Below are 19,121 nucleotides of genomic sequence, written 5' to 3' on the forward strand. Positions count from 1 at the left end.
TTACTTCAACATACTTTCAACAACTTTTGCCATTTCGTCCACGCTGAGATTTCCCTCCACGACGATGAATTGATCGCCGAGGATATAAGTGGCGTAACTGTAGGGGCCGTATTCGTCGCTGACATCTTCGATGAGCACGTCTACGCTGTTGAAGGTGAACCACTCTTCGTCGAGCGGTTCCCAATCGGCATCGGTGAGAAACTCGTCGAGATTGGTAAAGCTGGTGCTGGCTGAGCTGACGGAGATAAAATCTTCATCGCCGGGGCCGTAGAAATCGACCACGGTCAGTTCGCCGCCATCGGGGGCGTACCAGTAGGCGTCTTCACCGAATTCAGCGGCCTGCATGAGATAGGCTTCGTAGAATTCGTAGCCCGCGGGCAAGTAGGCTGGGGTCAACTCAGCGGGCGCTTCGATGGATTCATAATTGCCGTATTCATCGCCCCAGTATTCGGCGGGGTCCATCAGTTCTTCGACTTCGGGGGCCGAGAAATTGGTGGCGCTGAGAGTTTCGGCCGCGGGTTGGGTCTGCCCTCCGGCGCTTATATCTACGCTGTACTCGCTGAAATAGCAGTCGTATTCGTCTGCGGCGCGTTCGGGGTTTATCACGATCAGGTAGAGATGATCGAAGGCGCTGGCATCAACACTGGCCTGGGCGCCATTGAACTCGAAGACACTCGCCTGCCCGCCAGCGATACCCACCAATAGCGGAGTGAGCGCGTCGTCGTCCAGTTTCACTGTAACCACGCCATTGGCGAGAATTTCAATATAATCGGCAGCCATCTGCCCGACGCCATCTACGGGGGTGAATGTGCCGGCGCCAGTGGCTGTACTTTCTAGGCGCAGTACGGGGTAGGCCGCGCCTTCTTCAAATTCACGGGTCAACAGGGCAAGCGAGAAGCCGCGCAGGGTTTCATCCAGCGTTGTACCAGCGGCGTTGAGGGCGGCTTCGAGGGCTGCGTAGCTATCCAGCGCGGCTGCCTGTTCCCAGATGGTGCGTACGGTCTGATGTCCGTAATTTTCAGAGATATAGCGCAGGAAAATCCACTCGCCGTACCAGTGATTTTCATCTTCGACGCGTTCTTCGCCGCCATAGGCCAGTTGGCACGAATCTGGCGATTTGAATACCGCGTACAGGTCTTCAATGCCGTCGTTAACGTCGTCGTAAACTTCGTCTTGCATCCAGGTGGCGGTAGCTTCCCATAGCCAATCAGCGGGTTCTTCGCCGTCGTAGCCGAACTGGATGGCGTGATTGAATTCGTGGGCCACCGTGGATTGCATAACACTTGTTACGGTATAGTTCTCGATGGCAAACTCTTCGAGGTCGGCGTAGTCGTTATCGAGTACCATGAACGATGCGGAAGCGCGTTCTTCCACGGCGGCGGTGTTCGGGTTATCGCCCACCTGTCCATCGCTGCGGTAGCGCGAATCTTCTCCGCCTTCGACATAACCAAACGTGCCATCCCAGAGAATTTCCTGTAGATAGACATCGTAGCGGTCATCGCCGCCGATGCCATCATCGGGGGGAGGGGCTGCCCAGCCAAATTGATCAATTTCGACCTTCCAGACATGCTCCAGCGCCTGTGCAACTTCATCCACATAGCTGGCCGAGGCGACTGCATCACGCCCCTTGCTGGTGTAGTGAATGCGAAAATGTTCGCTGTCGAGAATTTCTTCCGTGCCGCTTAAAATCGGACGACCCTCAGCGTCATACTCGTAATCGCCCTCATCATTGAAGCCTTGCTGCTTGTCGGTTTGATTGTCGGTGGCAATCGGTAGATCAGGTACATTTTCGAGGCCCAGGGCGCGGGTGACAGTCACGCAGGCCAGACTGCTAAAAAGTACCAGTAGGGTGGTGAGAATGGTAAATATTCTTATTCTTGGGGACATTGCGAAACTCCTTTTGTGAAATTACTTGCCCCAAGCATACTTGTAAACTGGGGTTGCTACATCGGCCCCGGGGTGGAGATTTGCCTCGGACTTTGGGCTGAGGCAAATAACAACTTACCACAGAGACACGAAGAACACAGAGAATTCTTTTGTGTAAACAAAGAAAAACTTTGTACTCTTTGTGCCTTTGTGGTGAATTTTCTCTACCGAATCACCATCGCCAGCAGATTTCCCATCACGAACAGAATCAACCAGACCCATGTTAGATTGTCCGCTGCGTTGCGGGCCGAGAAGATCATCCCCGCCGCGGGAATCACCATCATCAGGAAGGCGGTCAGGTGAGCTTCAAATTTGTGTTCGCGTATCCAGGTTAACATGATTTTTTATCAGGAAGCCATGAAAGCAGGAAAAAACTTCCCGGCTTCCTGCTTTCCTTATAATTGTTGTACAACATCTTTGAAATAGAACGCGCCAGGGAAATCATCGGCGACTTTTCTCTCTTTGCCGCTCCAGCTTTCAATATCAATGCGCAGCACCGCGGTGACTTTGAGATCGATGTCAGTAGTGGTTTCGTAATCCACATCGGGTTTCAGGTGCGGAAAGTATTTGTCGCACAGCAGTTGCAGGCCATATTTAGCTTCGGCAGCCGCTTCAACCACGCGCAGCCTCCCAAAGGCCACCACTCCGCCAAATTCGGTGCCGAACTCCATCGCCCGTTCGTCAGGCAGCAGACGCCCAGCTTCACTGGCGCTAAAACAAACCTTAGGGTTTTCATCGGCATTCTCAAAAGTGCGGCCTTTCTTCGCTCCGTGCATGTAGATGGCGTGTGCGGCTTCATCATAAGCGAAATTGCGCGTTACCAAAAAAGGCTGGTCACCGTGGACGGTTGCCGTTGTGCCAAATTCGGCGCGCGCCAAAAAGGCCTTGATCCAGTTGTCATCTTTGCCGCGCTCCTTACGGCGCATTTTTGTGTAGTCTTCGGTTGTTCCCATTTGTGCTCCTTAAAAATATTTAACGCAAGGGCGCAAAGAAACAAGGACGCAAAGGGAAAAATTTAAAAAATCTTTGCGACTTCGCTTCCTTGCGTCTTAGCGTTATGTTTTAGATCAAATTAACGCTAATGACGGCTAATAAACTCATCAGGGCGATCAGCAGGCCGGTGTAGACGAGCATTTTTCGCATTACTTCGCCTTCGCGTCCGGCCATACCGCCCGTGCTGGCTCCAACCACAATTTTTGTGGGCGCAATCACCGAGCCGAGCGCCGCCCCCGAGGTTTGCGCAGCCAAGATCAGCGCCACACTTAGGCCGAGCAATTCAGCGGTGCGCATTTGTAGGGCGGCGAAAACCACATTCGAGTTGGTGTTGCTGCCAGTCATAAAGGCGCCCAACGCTCCAATCCACGGGGCAATCGCCGGGAAAGCCGCGCCCACTCCCTCGGCGAGTCCGTTAGCCAGCGTTTCGGTCATGCCAGCGTGCTGCATTACCACGGCCATCGCCACCATTGAAGCGATCCCCACGCTGGAGGACATCACCTTTTTTACCGTGCCCCCTACGATGGTTTTAACCGCTCCGTCTCGATACCATCCGGCTTTTTTGTAGATCAAAAAGGAGGCAATCGAAGCGTAGAGCAAAATCATCCCGGCGTGACGGAAAATGGGGATGTCGCGACCGCTCTCCGCGGGGGTGGCAAACCCCAGGGATGTGCTCACCGCCCCGAAGTCGAGATGCAGGCGGACACCCCCTAAGGTGGCTCTGATCCCGGGGATGAGTTGAATCCCGAGGGTGATCGCGATCAAAACGAGGTAGCCCGAAAGGGCAATCCCCACCGAGCGGGAATCCAGCTTATCGTTCTCGCCCTGCTCCCCTCGAAAGTGCCGCGCCAGCGGCCAGGCCGCCAGCAGCCCGGTGAGACTGCCCAAAAACGCGCCGATATTCCACAGCCCGGCGGTGGCGGCAAAATATTGCCCCGCGCCCATGAATACACCCAAAACCAGCACCGGGATTGCCAGCCGCCGCATGGTTGACATACCTCCGGCGGCGTGCGCTACGAGGAAGCCAACACCCAGTCCAGCAATCCCCAAGAAAATAGCCGACTCGGCGGCTAAATCAGAGTAATCCAGCCCGGTTGCGGCCATCATGGCATTGAAGGAGGATCCCAGCGAGCCAAATGTGACCGCCCATGAGTGCCCCACGGAGGGAATCACTACCGCAGAGAGCGGTGCGAAGCCCAGCCCAACCATAATCGGGGCGATGACGGCCACCGGCACGCCAAACCCACCCACGCCCTGCAGGAAAGATGCGAAGACCCAACCGATGATGAGTGCCTGCATGCCGCGGTCGGCGGTGAGATGCGGCAGCGCCTGCCCGATGATTTTGATCGCTCCGGCTTCGTCGGCTACGCGGAAGAGAAGGAAAGCGGCCCAAATAATCATCAGCACGTCGATGATTAACAGCAGGGCTTTGCCGTGTGCCACAGCCAGCAATTGGGCCCCCGATCCGAACGCAAAAATGGCAACGACCAGCGCAGAGAGATACCCGGCAGCCCCGGCGCGGGAGGCCCCCCAACGCAGGCCGACCATGAGGATCAAAATAATGGCGATAGGTGTGAATGCGAGAAGAAAGTTCATAGCGTGTTGAAGGTTGAAAATTGAAGGTTGAAAGTTAAAAGTTGAACCTTCAACCTTTAACTTTTAACTTTCAACCCCGTATTCGAATTTCGCGTGTATAAATAAATGAGCGCCGCGCCGAAAATCAGCCCCGGTATTACGATCAACCCGGCCTCCGGGCCGAATGTGCCGCCGGTGATGAGGATGGGACCATCGACGGTGATGTAGGTTAAGTTGAAAATATCCAGACCGCTGACGGGGAAGCCGAAGACTACACCTTCGAAATAATTCCAGCCGATGTGCAGGCCAATCGAGAGCCAGAGTTGACCCGTGCGCACATAGCCATAGGCCAGAAAAACGCCCGCCAAAAAGATGCCCGCCGCGCTGACCCAGGTGGCGTTGGGATTGCCCAGATGGAGTATGCCAAATACTGCGGATGAAATGATGATACCCCAGGTCAGGTTGATGCCGCTGGCGAGGGTTTGCAGGTGATAGCCGCGGCTGAGCAATTCTTCGTTCCAGCCGACGAGAATGAAAACCAGCAATACCCCCAGGGCGTTGCGCAGCACCGCACTTGTCGACATATAGTCCCAGGCGAAGCCTTCGAGCGTGATCCAGCCGAAGGCGCTCTCCAGGGCGAAAATCCCGGCCATCATCAGTCCGGCGATACCAATTCCGGTGAGAGTATCTATGCCAGCGCGCTTGTCGAGCTTCAATCCCAAACTGACGAAACTGCGCCGGTCAAGCAAACGTCGCGCCAGATAGATGGATAGCGTAAAGGCGATCAGTTGGGCAATTTGTGTAATCAGCATTTGATCGCCGATTTTACTGAAAAGCGAGGGCAGCAGGAGCAATCCCATACCCAGGCCAATACTGATGATGATCATAAAAATAGTTTGCAGCACCAGCCGCCATCCGGCGCGCAGGCGCGGCTCTTCGGGCGAGATAAATATTCGGGCAAGGATATTGCGTTTTTGCATACGAGTCCTTTGATAAAAAACGGATGGTCAAGAGTTTACCAGAAAAAAAACACCCGAGCTTGAATTCCTGGGTGTTTGTGGCAGATTGCAAAGACGCGGGCGCAACTTCTAATATTAGACCTGTTCCCGACTTTTCCCCGCCGCAGGCGGGGGATGTCAAGATGGTAGTTATTTGGGAACAACTCTATTATTGGACTTGCGTGGCAGGTAATGGGAGCAGCTTGGTTTTCGCTGCGATAGCTGTTTTTGGCGTTCGGTGGTGATGCGTGTGGAGCTCTGTTTCAAATTCAAAGGCGTCCTGCCCGAAAGCTGGCTTGAGGTCTGTGATCCAGATAGCACGGGGATCATATTCGGCAAAAAAGACATTTCCCACCCAGGCTGGGTCACGCCCCTGAATCATTTCCAGGGCGATGACTTTTTCTCCAGCAATTTCCGGCAGGCCGATCACACGCACCTTTCCCGGATGGCAGGACATGCTGGGGCCGCGCACGGTTCGACTCAACCCGCCGACATGACGATAGGCTTCAGCGAAGATTTTCTGCGCCTTCACCAGCGGAACAGAGAAATATTGTTGTGCGCCGGTATTGCGGGCGATGAACATATAATATGGAATCATGCCCAATTTTGTTTGTTCTTTCCACATACTTTCCCAAATTTCGGGTTTGGCATTGATATGACGTAAGAGCGCCGATTGCGTGCGGATGACGGCCCCCGTATTGCGAATACGGCGCACAGCATCTCGCAGCACATCGGTATCCAGTTCTTGTGGATGGTTGAAATGCGCCATCAGGGCCAGTTGTTTTCCGGAGGCAACTACTTTTTCAAAGAGACGCAGTAAATCATCGGCATCTTTATCAGATGTGAAGCGATACGGCCAGTACGTCAGGGCTTTGGATCCGATGCGGATATTCTGCAGATGGGGAATATCCAGCAGGGGTTCGATATAAGCCCGCAGGTGGTTCGTGTTCATAATGAGGGGGTCTCCCCCGGTGAAGAGCACATCAGTCACCTGCTGGTGTCGCTGAATATATTGATGCAGCACCATTGCCTGCCGCGATGCAAATTTAACACCATCCATCCCGACGAATTGTGGCCAGCGAAAACAAAATGTGCAGTAGGCGTGGCACGTTTGTCCCTGGCTTGGAAAAAAGAGCACCGTTTCTTGATACTTGTGCTGAATACCTTGTAATTTCGCCCCCTCAAATACCGGCACGTTGTGGCTCAACTGCCCGGCCGGATGTGGGTTGAGTTCATGCCGAATACGGTTTGCCAGATGCCGCATTTGTGGTTCGGGGAGTTCTTCCGTAAGGGCAGAAGCCATCTGTTCGAAATGCTGCGGTTTGAGCATTTCGGCTTGTGGAAAATTGAGGATGAAAATGGGATCTTCGGGAATATTGTCCCAGCGGATGAGCTGTTCGACAACGTAATGATTTGTACGGAACGGCAGTACCTGGCTGACAACCTGGATGGAGAATTTTTGTTGTGGTGATAGATTTTGGTACTGCGGAAGGGATTTGATATTTCTGAGTGTGTAGGGGGTATATTTGTTTGAGCTTGGGGCGATAGGCATCTTTACTCCTGGTTATATTTTTTTCGACGCGCGCAGAGTGCGGAAAATCACCAAATTTTCGCGTACGGGTGAATATTATGCTTTTTTCGCGAATGAAATGCGTGTTGCCCCTGTATTTTTTACACGCCAGAAATTTGCGATGAGAAATTTTCTTAAGTTAGAGAAACTTCCCATCGCATTATAGCACAGCCCCCTGAAGCAATCTTCTAATTCAACAATATGATATTGTCAAACTACTCTCTTTTCTTTGATCGCGAACGCAGCCTGCGCCATGTGCGAAAGTATCGCTCATCTGCGGATCGCTTGCTGCCGCGCCACCCTGTGATGATTCCAAATATTACGAGGCCAATTCCTGCGAGAAACCAATCTGCCTTAGTTTGATTCGCTTTTACCGAAGCCGCGAAGAGCATTAGAGAAAAAATGCCCAAGATGATGAAATAGATACCGATTTGCTTTTTCATCGGAGAAATTGGACTGGTTCTAATCTGTGAAGAGAGGCAAATGCCCCAGAGATACGATCTCGGCCCATTGATTTTGATCCCCTTCGGTTAAGATCGCCGCCATCCCGGCTACTTCGGCGTTGGCTTTTTTTACGATGACGCTCATCCCATCGAGGGTGGAACCGGTGCTGATGACATCGTCGATGAGGATCACTTTTTTGCCGTTGACCAATTCGATATCTTTTTCATCCATAAAGAGTTGTTGTGGCCTCCCGGTGGTTATGGATATTGTTTCGGCCTGGATGGTTTTGCCCATATAGCTGCGGTATTGCTTGCGCAGCACAACATACGGTTTTTGGCTGGTTTGGGAAAGGGCGTGCGCCAGGGGGATGCTCTTGGCTTCTGCGGTGATGATGACATCATAATTGCGGCTGGCGAGTTTTTCATTCAGGGCTTTGGCGCAGGCGGTTACCAGTTCAGTATCGCCGAGAATGTTAAGAATAGCAATTTTCAGCCCGGTTTGAACTTCAAAGAGGGGCAGTTCACGGTAGATACCGGCAATTTCGATAGGATAAACAGAACGGGGATTGGACATAATAATTCCTCTAATAAATTTAACGCAATACCCTAATGGGTATAGGTGACGCTAAGAGACAAAGGCATGAAAGAATTATTTGTTTTTCTCTGCGTCTTGGCTTCTTTGCGCCTTTGCGTTAATCATTTACCCTTCCAGGTAGTCGCGCAAGTGGCGGCTGCGGGTGGGATGGCGCAATTTGCGCAGGGCTTTGGCTTCAATCTGGCGGATGCGCTCGCGGGTCACATTGAAATATTGCCCCACTTCTTCCAGCGTGTGGTCTTTGCCGTCCAGCAGGCCAAAGCGTAATTCTAACACCTGGCGTTCGCGCTCGGAGAGAATTGCCAGCGCATTTTTGACTTGTTCGCGCAGCATCTCGCGGGCAGCTGCATCAACGGGCTGTAGCGCTTCTTCGTCTTCAATAAAATCGCTGAGCTGGTTGTTATCTTCATCGCTGCCCACCGGACTATCGAGTGAGAGCGGCGTTTCGGAGGCTTGCATAATGCGCGTGACCTTGCGCGCAGCCCGGCGCAGGCGGCGTTGTAGATCTGATGGCAGTGGTTCGCCATTCTTCTCGGCGCGTTGAATGGTATCAATATCTTCCCGCTTTAGAAAATCCGATAAAATTGCGATTTCTTCATTGGTGGGGTCGCGGTTGAGTTCTTGGGTGAGATCGCGCTGAATGCGCACCAGGCGGTTGATGGTTTCATGCACATGCACCGGAATACGAATGGTGCGCGCCTGATCGGCAATCGAACGGCTCACCGACTGTCGAATCCACCAGGTGGCGTAAGTGCTGAATTTGTAGCCGCGGGTGGGGTCAAATTTCGAGACCGCTCGCAGCAGTCCCACATTGCCCTCCTGGATTAAATCCATAAAAGAGTTGCCGCGCCCGGTATAGCGTTTTGCCACGCTGACCACCAGGCGCAAATTTGCCCGGATAATCATATTGCGCGCCTCACGCGATAATTCGCGCAAATCCAGAATATTGCGGCTCAATTCATCATCATCGGGGAGGTAGCGCGAAAATGTGCGCCGTGAGGGCAATTGGTGATTGCTTTCGATGAAAACGCGCAGCTTCTCAGCCGTTTCTGAGGGCATGGCGTAGAGCGAAATAAAAATTGTGAACGCATAGCGCGCCACCGCATCCCAAAAAGTATCTTTACCCCACATGCCATTATCGAGATAATTGCGTAAATACGAAGCTTGTGAAATATCCCAGGTTTGGCGCAACAGTTGGGTTTCGTGCAAAATCAACGTTAAGTCTGGGCACTCAAACTCCCAGCGAACAATATCTTCTTTCAGGCGAGCCCAAGCCGTATTCAGTTCAGAAAATAAGACCCGATAAGTGCTTTGTTCGGGGGAGGCCCCCTTGCGGGAAACCAGATGCTGACGGGCAATCGCATCCAGGCGGCGCACGGTCATCATGCGGGTTGCCAGCCAAAACTCCTGATCGATCTTCAACAAATCGACTGCGCCAATATCATTGAAGTACAACCGAATGGGATCACTTTCCACCTTCGGCATGACTTCACTCAAGGCTGCTGCCGCGCTGGCTAGTTGCGCCTCGTCAATATCCTCATTTTCGCTGTCATCATCTTCCTCGTCGAGAATTTCTTCCGGCGAAAGCGATAATTCATCGTCATCGGTGTCATTGTCATCCAGGTCGTCAAAGCGATCTTCGTCTAAAGGCATATCATCGTCTTCTGAATGTGGGGGCTGGGCGAGCTGAACATTGGCAGGTGTCATAGCGAAGGTCTCAATTAGTGAATGGGGGAAAGGTTGGTAAATTGATTCTGTGCCCGGTGTAGACGTCCCAGCAGCATGGCATATTGTGCCTGTACTTTTTGATATTCTTTGGAACGCAAATCGCCTTGCTCTTGTGCGGCTTCTTGCAAAAAGCGCAGATGATCGAGTTGCTGGTTTATTCCCTGCGTACGCAATTGTACCAGTGCTCGCAAGACATCTTCCAGCACATCTTTCGTAAACGCGTCCAGATTTTGTGTGGCTTCCAAAATTGCATCGGCCAGCGACATCATATCATCGGCCAGATGGTTGAGTACATAATTTAATGGCTCTATTTCGCCCTGTTCGAGCGAAGTGTATGCCAGGCCAAAAATCACCTGCAAATCGCTGTGCTGAAAATCTTGTGGCTCAATGCGCGTCAGGCCGTGTTCTTGCAGATAGCGATCCATATGATAGATCAGATCGGGACGGCGGAGCAGCATCCCCAGGATATGCACCTCCCGCGCGTAGATTGCGTCTCGAGGTGTGGCGACAATAGTAGCCGCCGCCGTGGCTTGCGGATTCCTGCGAGGTTGGTACTGGCTCCGGGGGATTCCACGCCCTCTACTGCGTGGCGTTAGCAGCGTGCGCTCATCCACTTTGAGCAGGCGCGCCAACTGTTGGCGGTAGGCATCCCGCTCGACGGCATTGGGTACATCCTCGATCAGCGGCAGCACCTGGGCGGCGATCTCGCTCTTCGTTTTCGGGTCTTCGATATCGCGGCTTTCTGCCAGCGTATCCATCACGTGAATGACAATCGGTTTGGCGGCTTCGATAATGCGTTGCCATTCCGCTGGGTCGCGATTGATCACATCGTCCGGGTCCATGCCCGGGGGCAGTGTGCTGACGCGAATATCGGCCTTCAGGCGGCCTTCCTGACGCAGCAAGCCGCGCGCATCGAAGCGCATCTCCTCCTCGCGGTCAAGCGTTTGGCGGGCAATTTCTAACCCGCGCAGGGTGGCCTTCATTCCCGCGGCGTCGGAGTCCATTGCCAGCACAATCCGGCGGGTGAAGCGTTTGAGCTGCCGTAGATGATCTTCGGTCAGCGCCGTGCCCATCGTAGCGACCACGTTTTTGTAGCCGCTCTGATGCGGGGCCAGCACGCCCATATAGCCCTCCACGATGACCACCTGATCTTGCTCGCGGATGGCGCGCCGGGCCTGATCCAGCCCGAAGAGAATTTTGCCTTTGTCGAAAACCGGGGTTTGCCGTGAATTAAGATATTTGGGTATGCCCTCCGGGTCGAGGGTGCGCGCCCCAAAGCCGCACATGCGCCCGCGCCCATCGCGGATCGGCACCATCACGCGCTGGCGAAAACGATCATAGGTACCGCCCGAATCGCGTTCCGAAACCATCCCGGCGGCGATCAAATCATTCTCGGAAAAGCCTTTCGATTTCAGGTGATTGCTGGCGGCTTCCCAGTCGTTGGGCGCGTAGCCCAGCCCGAAGGCGGCAATCGTTTCATCGTTGAGGCCGCGCTGATGGATATAGGCCAGCGCTTGTTCCCCGGTGGGGCTGTTGCGCAGTTGGTGCTGGAAAAAAGTGACCGCGGCCTCCAATAATTCGCGCAGACGATCATATTCTTCGGCCTGTTCCTGTTGTTGCGGAGTAAGTGGTTTCAGCTCCACCCCGGCGCGTTTTGCCAGTTCCTTGAGGGTGGTGGGGAAATCCCAGCCCTCTTTCTTCATCACGAAGCCAAAAATATCGCCGCCCTCGTTACACTCGCCAAAACAGCGCCAGGTGCCTGTATCCGGAAAGATGGCAAAAGCGGGGGTGCGCGTATTTGAGTGGAAGGGACACAAACCCGAATAACTGCGCCCGGAGCGTTTCAGTTCAACGCTCTCGGAAACAATATCAACAATATCGATACGGGCTTTGATTTCTTCTATTGCGGTCATGGGGGTGAAAGTTGCAGGTTGAATGTTGAAGGTTGCGGGATAGCAGGTTGGCCCTGGTGGAGTCTAGGGATAGCGGGATGCTGTAAATTTCGTTTTCCCGCTAAGGGTGAATTATAGGCGCGGACGGGCGGATTGTCTATTGGATTAACGCAAGACCTCCGAGGTGTTCAACATCTCGGAGGTCTGCCAGATTATATTCTATGCGAAACGGCTATTCTATTGCGTGCAGCTTACACTCCAGGTTCCACTGATTGATCCAGGTGGCTGCCCAATGATGGTGTATACATTTTCGCTATTCCCTGGAAAAACCGGTACAGATTGTGCAATGCCATCTTTATAAAAGGTGCATTTCGTGGCATCGGCTCCAGCAGGCAATGGAAACGAAAGTTGACCCTGTGTAAAGACGTTCCCATCGGTGGAAATTTTCACTGCCGCCCCACCTTGTTCAAGCGTTATCTCACCACCGGAAATATAGAACGGGTTAAAACAGATGCCGCCAACACACAAAATTCCACTTGTTCCGGCACTTGAAACCGTTCTTGGCTTTGGATCACGCGGCGGCATTATAACTGGGTCAGCGGGGGCAGGGTCAGGGTCGGGGGCAGGAGGGTTATCTGGAGGGAGATCAACCCCTGCTGTTTTTTTGATAATGGTGTTTGCCAATGCTGCTCCAGTTGGGATCAATAAGCCTAGAATCACAATCACAATGATCAGTATTCGTCCAATTTTCATTTTTTTGCTCCCTTGTTGTCGATAGCCTGGTATTCAAGCCTTTTTCTAATTCTATGTGAAATATATCACTCGTGCAACCCTATTTGGGTACTAAAATCAAATACATGGCCTTGTTTGATGTGCAAGATACGTTTAACAAAACAGCCGCCCGCGGAAACACCCACGGACGGCTAATATATTGACGTAAAGACGCATTCACGCCCCGACGCTTTAGAATCCTTCCAGCTTGCTCATATCGGCCACACCCTTAGCCAGGTTGGCAATGCGTTGCAACAGCGCCAGACGGTTAGCGCGCACGCGCTCGTCATCAACCATCACCAGCACATCCTCGAAGAAGCGGTCAATTGCCGGGATCATCGGGACGATCGCGGTCAAGAATTCGTCAACCGTCGGGCGTTGGGCGTCGTTGGCAAGGGCAGCTTCGGCGGTTTGCAGCGCGGCATAAAGGGCATCTTCAGCATCGGTATCAAACAGGGCGGCACTTACTTCCGTCCCCGGTCCCCCGTCCCCCGTCCTCGTAATGCGCACACAGCGCGAATACGCGGGTAAAATCGTCGCCCAATCTTCACGTCCCACCCACTCGCTGAGTTGCTTCACTGCCTGAGAAGCCAGCGCCGGGTTGTGCCCCTGGGCGCTGACAATCGCATCCACCACATCGTGGGCGTAACCTTGTTCAAGGAAGATATGGCGCAGGCGTTCAATCACGAAGTTGAGACATTCGGCCTGTGAAGCGGGTGAGGCCTCGATGGGCAGGTTCTCCGCCGCGAGGCTCAGTGCGGATTGCAGGTCAAGGGGTAAATTCCACTCGATGAGATTGCCCACCAACCCCAGCGCGGCGCGCCGCAGGGCAAAGGGGTCTTTATTGCCCGAGGGAGCCAGGCCAGCCGCGAATAAACCGGCCAGTGAATCCAGCCGATCGGCGAGGCCGACCACCAAACCGGGTTTGGTCTTGGGGCTGATGTCGTCGCTGGAACGCGGCAAATAATGCTCGAAGATCGCCACGGCCACGTCTTCGGCTTCGCCGGAGTGCAGGGCGTAGTCGCGGCCCATTACGCCTTGCAGGGAGGTCATTTCGACGACCATCTGCGTGGCGAGGTCGGCTTTGCAGAGTTGGGCGGCGCGGGCAGTGGCAGCCTGCTCCTCCGGGGATAGCCCCACCAACGGGGCCAGCGCTCCTGCCAGGGCTTCGATTCGCTGTGCCTTATCCCGCATCGAGCCAAGCTCCGCTTGGAAGGTCAGTTTGTCCAGCGCGGGGAGAAAATCGGCGAGTTTTTTCTTCATATCCTCGCGCACAAAATAGGCCGCATCGGTAAAGCGCGCCCGGATGACATCCTCATTGCCGCGCACCACGGCGGTATATTGGCCTTCGGGTTTGTTCGCCACCGTAATAAAATACGGCAACAACTCCCCTCTCCCTCCGGGGGAGGGGGTGGGGGCAGACTGCACCGGAAAATAACGCTGGTGCTTTTTCATCACCGAGATGAGCGCCTCGCGGGGCAGTTCCAGGTGCAGAGGGTCAAACTCGCCCAACAGGGCTGCGGGGGCCTCAACTAAATGCGTGACTTCGAGAAGCAGGCCGGGGTCGTTGGGAATTGCGCCACCGACTTGCTTGGCCAGGGCATGAATTTGGCGTTCGATGCTGGCCTTGCGCTCTGCGGGATTGAGCAAAATGCCCTGGGCTTTAATGGTTTCAAAATAGTACGCTGCGTCGGCCACGGGCAGGTTTTCGGCGTGGTTGAAACGCAGGCCGCGGGTGGCATTGGTGGCGGTCAGCCCGGCATATTTGAAGGGGATCGCGCTTTCGCCGTGCAGCGCCAGCAACCAGCGAATGGGGCGCGAGAAGGCCACGTTGGTGGCATTCCAGCGCATGGTTTTGATAATGCGAATATTGCTGATGAGTTTGGGCAGAGCCTCGAGCAGCACTTCGGCGGTCGGTTGGCCGGTTAACCTCACCACCGCGGCTACGTATTCGCCGCCGTCAATTTCTTTAACTTCCAGATCGCTGACATCCAGCCCTTTGGAGCGAGCAAAACCCTCGGCGGCTTTGGTCGGATTTCCATCTGCGTCGAAGGCGCGTGCCGCGGGCGGCCCTTTGACCAACTCTTCGAGATTGCTTTGCGTTGGGGCTAATTCATCGACATGGACGACAATGCGCCGCGGGGTCGCCATAACCTGAATTTCGCCATATTCCAGACGCAATTCATTCAGCATGACGGGCACGTTCTGGCGCAACTGGCTCATGGCATCTTCGAGGTCGGTGTGGGGGATTTCTTCGGTGCCGATTTCGATGAGCAGGGGTGCAGGGATGCTGGGGGGCTGGGGGGAAGTTATTGTACTCTCCTTCTCCTTTGCACCTTTGCCCCCTGCCTCAGATAACCACGGATACTCTAACTGCTGCCGCTGTTCCACATAGGCTTCGGCCACGCGCCGCGAGAGGCCGCGCATCCGGCGGAAAAATCCCGCCCGCTCGGTGACGCCAATTGCTCCGCGCGTATCGAGCACGTTAAAGGTATGCGAGCATTTGAGCATATAATCGTGCGCCGGAATCACCTGAAGATGTTCCAAACACACGTTGGCTTCGGCTTCGTAGAGATCAAATAGCTGACGCAAGCGTTCTACATTGGCCAGTTCAAAGGCATATTTACTGGATTCCTGCTCATTGGTGAGATATACATCTCCGTAGGTGCGCGTCTGATTCCATTTTAGGTCGCGAAAATCGCGCACGCGCTGCAAGGCCATGGCGATGCGCTCCATGCCGTAGGTCAATTCCAACGAAATCGGGTCAAGCGTCTGCCCGCCGGATTGCTGGAAATAGGTAAATTGCGTGATTTCCAAACCATCGAGCCAGACTTCCCAGCCCAGGCCCCAGGCGCCCGTCACGGGCGATTCCCAGTTATCTTCCACAAAGCGAATATCGTGCTCGGCGGGATCAATCCCTAGGGCAACCAGCGATTCGAGATAAATATCTTGCGAATTTTCCGGGGCTGGTTTGAGAATTACCTGATACTGGATATGTTGGTAAAAACGGTTGGGGTTCTGTCCGTAGCGTCCGTCGTCAGGGCGAATGGAGGGTTCCACGTAGGCCACGTTCCAGGGTTCGGGGCCGAGTACGCGCAGGGTGGTGGCCGGGTTCATCGTCCCCGCACCGACTTCGTTGTGATAGGGTTGCCAGATCAGGCATCCTTTGGCATTCCAGAAATCTTGCAGTTGGATGATGATGGATTGGAAATCGAGGGGTGGGTTCATAAGTTTATAATTTTGCAGGTTGAAAGTTGTTGGTTGGTAGTTGGTGGATTATACGGCGAGCGATGGGGATTGGCAATTGCGAATTCAGCAGTCTGTTTTAGAACTGCACCCACCCCATTTCGGCAGCGATAAGCGCCAAAAAGGCAATTACCACAACGACTGTCAGGACGATGCTGGTAATAATTGCCGCAGCCTTGAGATTGTCGCGCGGTTTGTCGCCGCTGATTTCCCCGGTTTGACCGTTCATTAACAAAGTGAACGCCTCGCCCTTGTATTGGTAGTGCCCGACCCACAGGGGCAGCAGCACATGGTTAAAGGTGAAACCACTCCATTGCAACGCTCCGGTCGTCAGGTTGCGTTTTTCTTTGCCGGGCAGCACGCGGCGGTGCAGGTTGCGGCGCACGTCGCGCACAACCGCGGCGCGGGCATCTAATGTGGCTTCCGACAGGGGGATGTTATAGGTCAGCGCGGGCCATCCGGCTAAAAATTCGGGCTGAAAGGCGACAATTTCCTTGAGTTTGAAGGGCGCAATCTCGCGCAGCGATTGTTTATCAATGGATTGATAACCGCTGACCAGCACGTCGTCAAACATTTTGTATTCCACCCCGGAGCGCGCTACCCAATTGGGTGCGTCGTTGCTGCCTTCGTTGACGTCGCAGCGCCAATTGAGTTCCAGCGTGCCATCGAAGTTCCAGAAGGGATAATACGCTGGACGCAAATCTATTTTTTTCGCCGCCTGGGTCAGATCATCAGGCGAGAACCAGCCTGCGCCCAGCCAGGCTTTGAGCAATTGGTGTGCTTTCTGTTCATCGATTTCCATCAACCCGATGGCTTGCGGGTCAACCAGATTGGTAGTTTCTTCCGATTCGATGAGTTGGTTTGAGCCGCAAAATGGGCATTGCAGCGCCCGTTGTCCCAGCGGCCAAAGGCTGTCGGCACCACAACTTTGGCATTTGAGATGGTGTTGCGTTTCAGCCCAATGATGGCCGCGCTCGGTTGGCAAAACGAATTCAAGTACCTGTTCAGAATGTCCGGCGGCATTTTGTTTTTCGATATTTTGCTCGAAGCCGCAGAAAAGACAATGTGTGTTTTTCGTTTGGATATTAAATTTAACGCGCCCGCCGCATTGGGGACAGGTGAATTTCTCTTCGGTGGAAGCCTCTACCGGTTGCAGATCGGAGCGCGGCCGGATTCCCTGCCCGGTGGGCAGCAGTTCCTCGGCCTTGATTTTGCCATTGAGTAGCGCCAGTCCCCGCCGGGCGACGATATGATGCGGGTCAGCGGCCAACGCTTTTTCGAGATACTCGCGCTTTTCATCCAAATCGTCGGTGATTTCCGTCAACCATATCCACGGACGCGCATCATACGGCTGCATCCGCGCGGCTTTTTCCAGCAGTCGTTGGGCGAGCCGGTAGCTTTCATTTTTCGCTGCAGTGATGCCGTCGCGCAGGGTATCTTCAAATTCGCCTTGGGGAGAAAATCCGTAGGATGTCATTATTTTTTCGATGCCCTTTCACGCCATTGCCAATATTCTTGCAAGTTTCGGTATGGAATATCTGAATCTATGGTCTCTGCCATATCGCGTGTCAAGTAATTCATCCAATAGTCATCAAAAACAGTTTCGCCATATTTGGCAAAAGGCCCATCTCCTTTTTGCAAAGTAGCAATGTTTTTTACCGAGCCAATATTTTTTGTATTTCCACTGCCTGGGGAATCATTGGCGATGCGCCATTTTTCTTGTAACAAAAAATCGAAATCTTGAATTACAGAGATGATGTTATGAAGATTGTCAATTGTATAAACTGTGTGTTCGTCGGGCGTATTTTCACTGCGACTATAGATAACCCCCAGAACAAAATGCGCCAGATATCCATTATAGGGGAAGGTAATGTTCTTGCTCGATGAACGTTTTCTAAAGTACCCTGTAAATGCGCCCAGAGTAAAGCCACTTACTGATGTATCACTGACACGATATGTGCTTTTTAAATCCAGAGCGATTTTTGAATCATCAGGTAGTATGAAACTGATGTCTGGGTAGTGGTTTTGATGCTCACTGAGTACGATACGATATCCGTTAGTTTCGGCAAATTGAGAAAGAATCGGAAATAGGGTTAACTCGATGATTTTTGAGATCACCTTGGTATCGATGGAAATTGTATAAATGTTGCGATAAATATCAACGAAGCCTTTGACGGCCCATTCGCCCGATTCTGTAGATAGTGCATTTCGAAAAGTTGCAAGATAAGCAACTAATTTTTGTTGAAATATATCTTTTAGTTCCATTTTTTATTCCCCAATGATAAGAAGTTCTTTTGAGTTTGAATTGGTAGATAATGCATATTTGTATTTTCCAAAATAGGCAGCACTCACATTCGGTTTATATATTTTTAGCAATTTAATCAATTCTTCATCGGATGGTATTCCATCGCTGCGATAGGAAACAACAATAATACTCTCCTGAAATTTTTCAAAAATACGCTCAAATGCAGTGTGAATTTCTGCTTTTTTTGTCCATTCATTGTGTTGAGGCACCAAACGGCGATGTTTTGATGTTTCATCAATAGATTCTTCCCATGTATCATAGAAAGTTAATCCTTCAAGAAAATGATAGAAACTTCGATAATCAACACCAGTGCCGCTTTGTGAAATGTAGGGAGTGTCAATGTAGACCAAATCATATTTGCCAGGAATATTTAATGCATTGTGGTTAAGCGCAGTATGGGTTTGGCCTGTATCAAATATAGCTCGATTAGCATCTTTGATAAATTTTTGAAACCAGATGTCAAAGGGTTTGTCCCAAGATGTTTTATTACCAAATGTGCGATCCACATCAGCAAAACGGATGTAAAGATTTTTTCGATGGAATAGATTATATGGACGTTTTACGATGCAAGATTGGGCAAGCGCAAAAAATGCGAGTGCAAATTTATAAGGATCAGTTAACTGACGAATATTGGTGATTGTGCGATCAATCCACCTATTCTCTTCTGGTGTGAAATAGATATTTTGAAAAGTATCTTGAATAAGCCTGGGGTATTCAAGATCGGCATGTTCTTGTAGTAACCAACTAACGTCAGAAGGCTGTAATTGAGTGTGGTTATTTTCAATCAGTGCTTGACCAAAATAATAATTGAATCGAAGAATATCGTTATAAGTGACTTGTTTCCCAGCTTGCTTCAGTCGATAAGCAACTGCGCCAGTGCCTCCGAAGGCATCTAGGCATGTTGAAAAATTTTTATCTTTTATTTGCTCCCAGATCCAATCAACAAGCTTTGCTTTACTCCCTTGATATCGAGTAGCCGGGAATTTTGCGGTCAAATTGGGAAATAGAGATGGTTGATAAGTGATTGTATTTTTTTGCATATGCGGTAACCACACCAATTATAGCGCAAGAAAAAACGC

At 52.3% G+C, this 19,121-nt stretch carries 13 protein-coding genes and 1 pseudogene; all 14 read right to left on the reverse strand.

Features of this window, described 5'->3' with window-relative positions; genetic code table 11:
• On the reverse strand, positions 1-1,887 hold the full coding sequence (locus tag HN413_02550; GenBank protein MBT3389267.1) for a hypothetical protein: 1,887 nt from the start codon (positions 1,885-1,887) through the stop codon (positions 1-3).
• A gap of 203 nt (positions 1,888-2,090) precedes the next feature.
• Complete coding sequence (locus tag HN413_02555; GenBank protein ID MBT3389268.1) at positions 2,091-2,264, reverse strand: hypothetical protein; 174 nt, start codon at positions 2,262-2,264, stop codon at positions 2,091-2,093.
• Between the two features lie 57 nt (positions 2,265-2,321).
• On the reverse strand, positions 2,322-2,879 hold the full coding sequence (locus HN413_02560) for a pyridoxamine 5'-phosphate oxidase family protein (GenBank protein ID MBT3389269.1): 558 nt from the start codon (positions 2,877-2,879) through the stop codon (positions 2,322-2,324).
• A gap of 109 nt (positions 2,880-2,988) precedes the next feature.
• Complete coding sequence (locus tag HN413_02565) at positions 2,989-4,515, reverse strand: L-lactate permease (GenBank protein ID MBT3389270.1); 1,527 nt, start codon at positions 4,513-4,515, stop codon at positions 2,989-2,991.
• Positions 4,516-4,571: 56 nt separating this feature from the next.
• Positions 4,572-5,474: a CPBP family intramembrane metalloprotease gene (locus HN413_02570; GenBank protein ID MBT3389271.1), complete on the reverse strand. Its 903-nt coding sequence runs from the start codon at positions 5,472-5,474 to the stop codon at positions 4,572-4,574.
• A 271-nt stretch (positions 5,475-5,745) separates the two neighbouring features.
• Positions 5,746-7,044 (reverse strand): annotated as a pseudogene (locus HN413_02575) (lysine 2,3-aminomutase).
• Positions 7,045-7,524: 480 nt separating this feature from the next.
• Positions 7,525-8,079 carry an adenine phosphoribosyltransferase gene (locus tag HN413_02580; GenBank protein ID MBT3389272.1) on the reverse strand — a complete coding sequence of 185 codons (555 nt, stop codon included), beginning with the start codon at positions 8,077-8,079 and terminating at the stop codon, positions 7,525-7,527.
• A 126-nt stretch (positions 8,080-8,205) separates the two neighbouring features.
• The gene (locus HN413_02585) at positions 8,206-9,585 is read right to left on the reverse strand and encodes a sigma-70 family RNA polymerase sigma factor (GenBank protein MBT3389273.1); all 1,380 of its coding nucleotides are present in this window, start codon (positions 9,583-9,585) and stop codon (positions 8,206-8,208) included.
• Between the two features lie 236 nt (positions 9,586-9,821).
• Positions 9,822-11,741 carry a DNA primase gene (locus tag HN413_02590; GenBank protein ID MBT3389274.1) on the reverse strand — a complete coding sequence of 640 codons (1,920 nt, stop codon included), beginning with the start codon at positions 11,739-11,741 and terminating at the stop codon, positions 9,822-9,824.
• A 216-nt stretch (positions 11,742-11,957) separates the two neighbouring features.
• The gene (locus tag HN413_02595) at positions 11,958-12,473 is read right to left on the reverse strand and encodes a hypothetical protein (protein ID MBT3389275.1); all 516 of its coding nucleotides are present in this window, start codon (positions 12,471-12,473) and stop codon (positions 11,958-11,960) included.
• 210 nt (positions 12,474-12,683) lie between these two features.
• Positions 12,684-15,719, reverse strand: a complete 3,036-nt coding sequence (locus HN413_02600; protein ID MBT3389276.1) for a glycine--tRNA ligase subunit beta — start codon at positions 15,717-15,719, stop codon at positions 12,684-12,686.
• Positions 15,720-15,816: 97 nt separating this feature from the next.
• Positions 15,817-17,214: a hypothetical protein gene (locus HN413_02605; protein MBT3389277.1), complete on the reverse strand. Its 1,398-nt coding sequence runs from the start codon at positions 17,212-17,214 to the stop codon at positions 15,817-15,819.
• Positions 17,214-18,002, reverse strand: coding sequence for a restriction endonuclease (locus HN413_02610; protein ID MBT3389278.1), 789 nt, complete (start codon positions 18,000-18,002; stop codon positions 17,214-17,216). The genes HN413_02605 and HN413_02610 overlap by 1 nt, the downstream gene beginning before the upstream one ends.
• Positions 18,003-18,005: 3 nt before the next feature.
• Positions 18,006-19,082 (reverse strand): DNA methyltransferase, encoded by a 1,077-nt coding sequence (locus HN413_02615; protein MBT3389279.1) that lies wholly within the window; start codon positions 19,080-19,082, stop codon positions 18,006-18,008.
• Positions 19,083-19,121 lie beyond the last annotated feature (39 nt).

This window comes from Chloroflexota bacterium (assembly GCA_018648225.1).
Classification (GTDB): Bacteria; Chloroflexota; Anaerolineae; order Anaerolineales; family UBA11858; genus NIOZ-UU35.

Bases quoted from the DNA above. Each gene is read 5' to 3' on its own strand.
- HN413_02550 (MBT3389267.1), bottom strand. From the start codon at position 1,887: ATGTCCCCAAGAATAAGAATATTTACCATTCTCACCACCCTACTGGTA.
- HN413_02555 (MBT3389268.1), bottom strand. From the start codon at position 2,264: ATGTTAACCTGGATACGCGAACACAAATTTGAAGCTCACCTGACCGCC.
- HN413_02560 (MBT3389269.1), bottom strand. From the start codon at position 2,879: ATGGGAACAACCGAAGACTACACAAAAATGCGCCGTAAGGAGCGCGGC.
- HN413_02565 (MBT3389270.1), bottom strand. From the start codon at position 4,515: ATGAACTTTCTTCTCGCATTCACACCTATCGCCATTATTTTGATCCTC.
- HN413_02570 (MBT3389271.1), bottom strand. From the start codon at position 5,474: ATGCAAAAACGCAATATCCTTGCCCGAATATTTATCTCGCCCGAAGAG.
- HN413_02580 (MBT3389272.1), bottom strand. From the start codon at position 8,079: ATGTCCAATCCCCGTTCTGTTTATCCTATCGAAATTGCCGGTATCTAC.
- HN413_02585 (MBT3389273.1), bottom strand. From the start codon at position 9,585: ATGCCGAAGGTGGAAAGTGATCCCATTCGGTTGTACTTCAATGATATT.
- HN413_02590 (MBT3389274.1), bottom strand. From the start codon at position 11,741: ATGACCGCAATAGAAGAAATCAAAGCCCGTATCGATATTGTTGATATT.
- HN413_02595 (MBT3389275.1), bottom strand. From the start codon at position 12,473: ATGAAAATTGGACGAATACTGATCATTGTGATTGTGATTCTAGGCTTA.
- HN413_02600 (MBT3389276.1), bottom strand. From the start codon at position 15,719: ATGAACCCACCCCTCGATTTCCAATCCATCATCATCCAACTGCAAGAT.
- HN413_02605 (MBT3389277.1), bottom strand. From the start codon at position 17,214: ATGACATCCTACGGATTTTCTCCCCAAGGCGAATTTGAAGATACCCTG.
- HN413_02610 (MBT3389278.1), bottom strand. From the start codon at position 18,002: ATGGAACTAAAAGATATATTTCAACAAAAATTAGTTGCTTATCTTGCA.
- HN413_02615 (MBT3389279.1), bottom strand. From the start codon at position 19,082: ATGCAAAAAAATACAATCACTTATCAACCATCTCTATTTCCCAATTTG.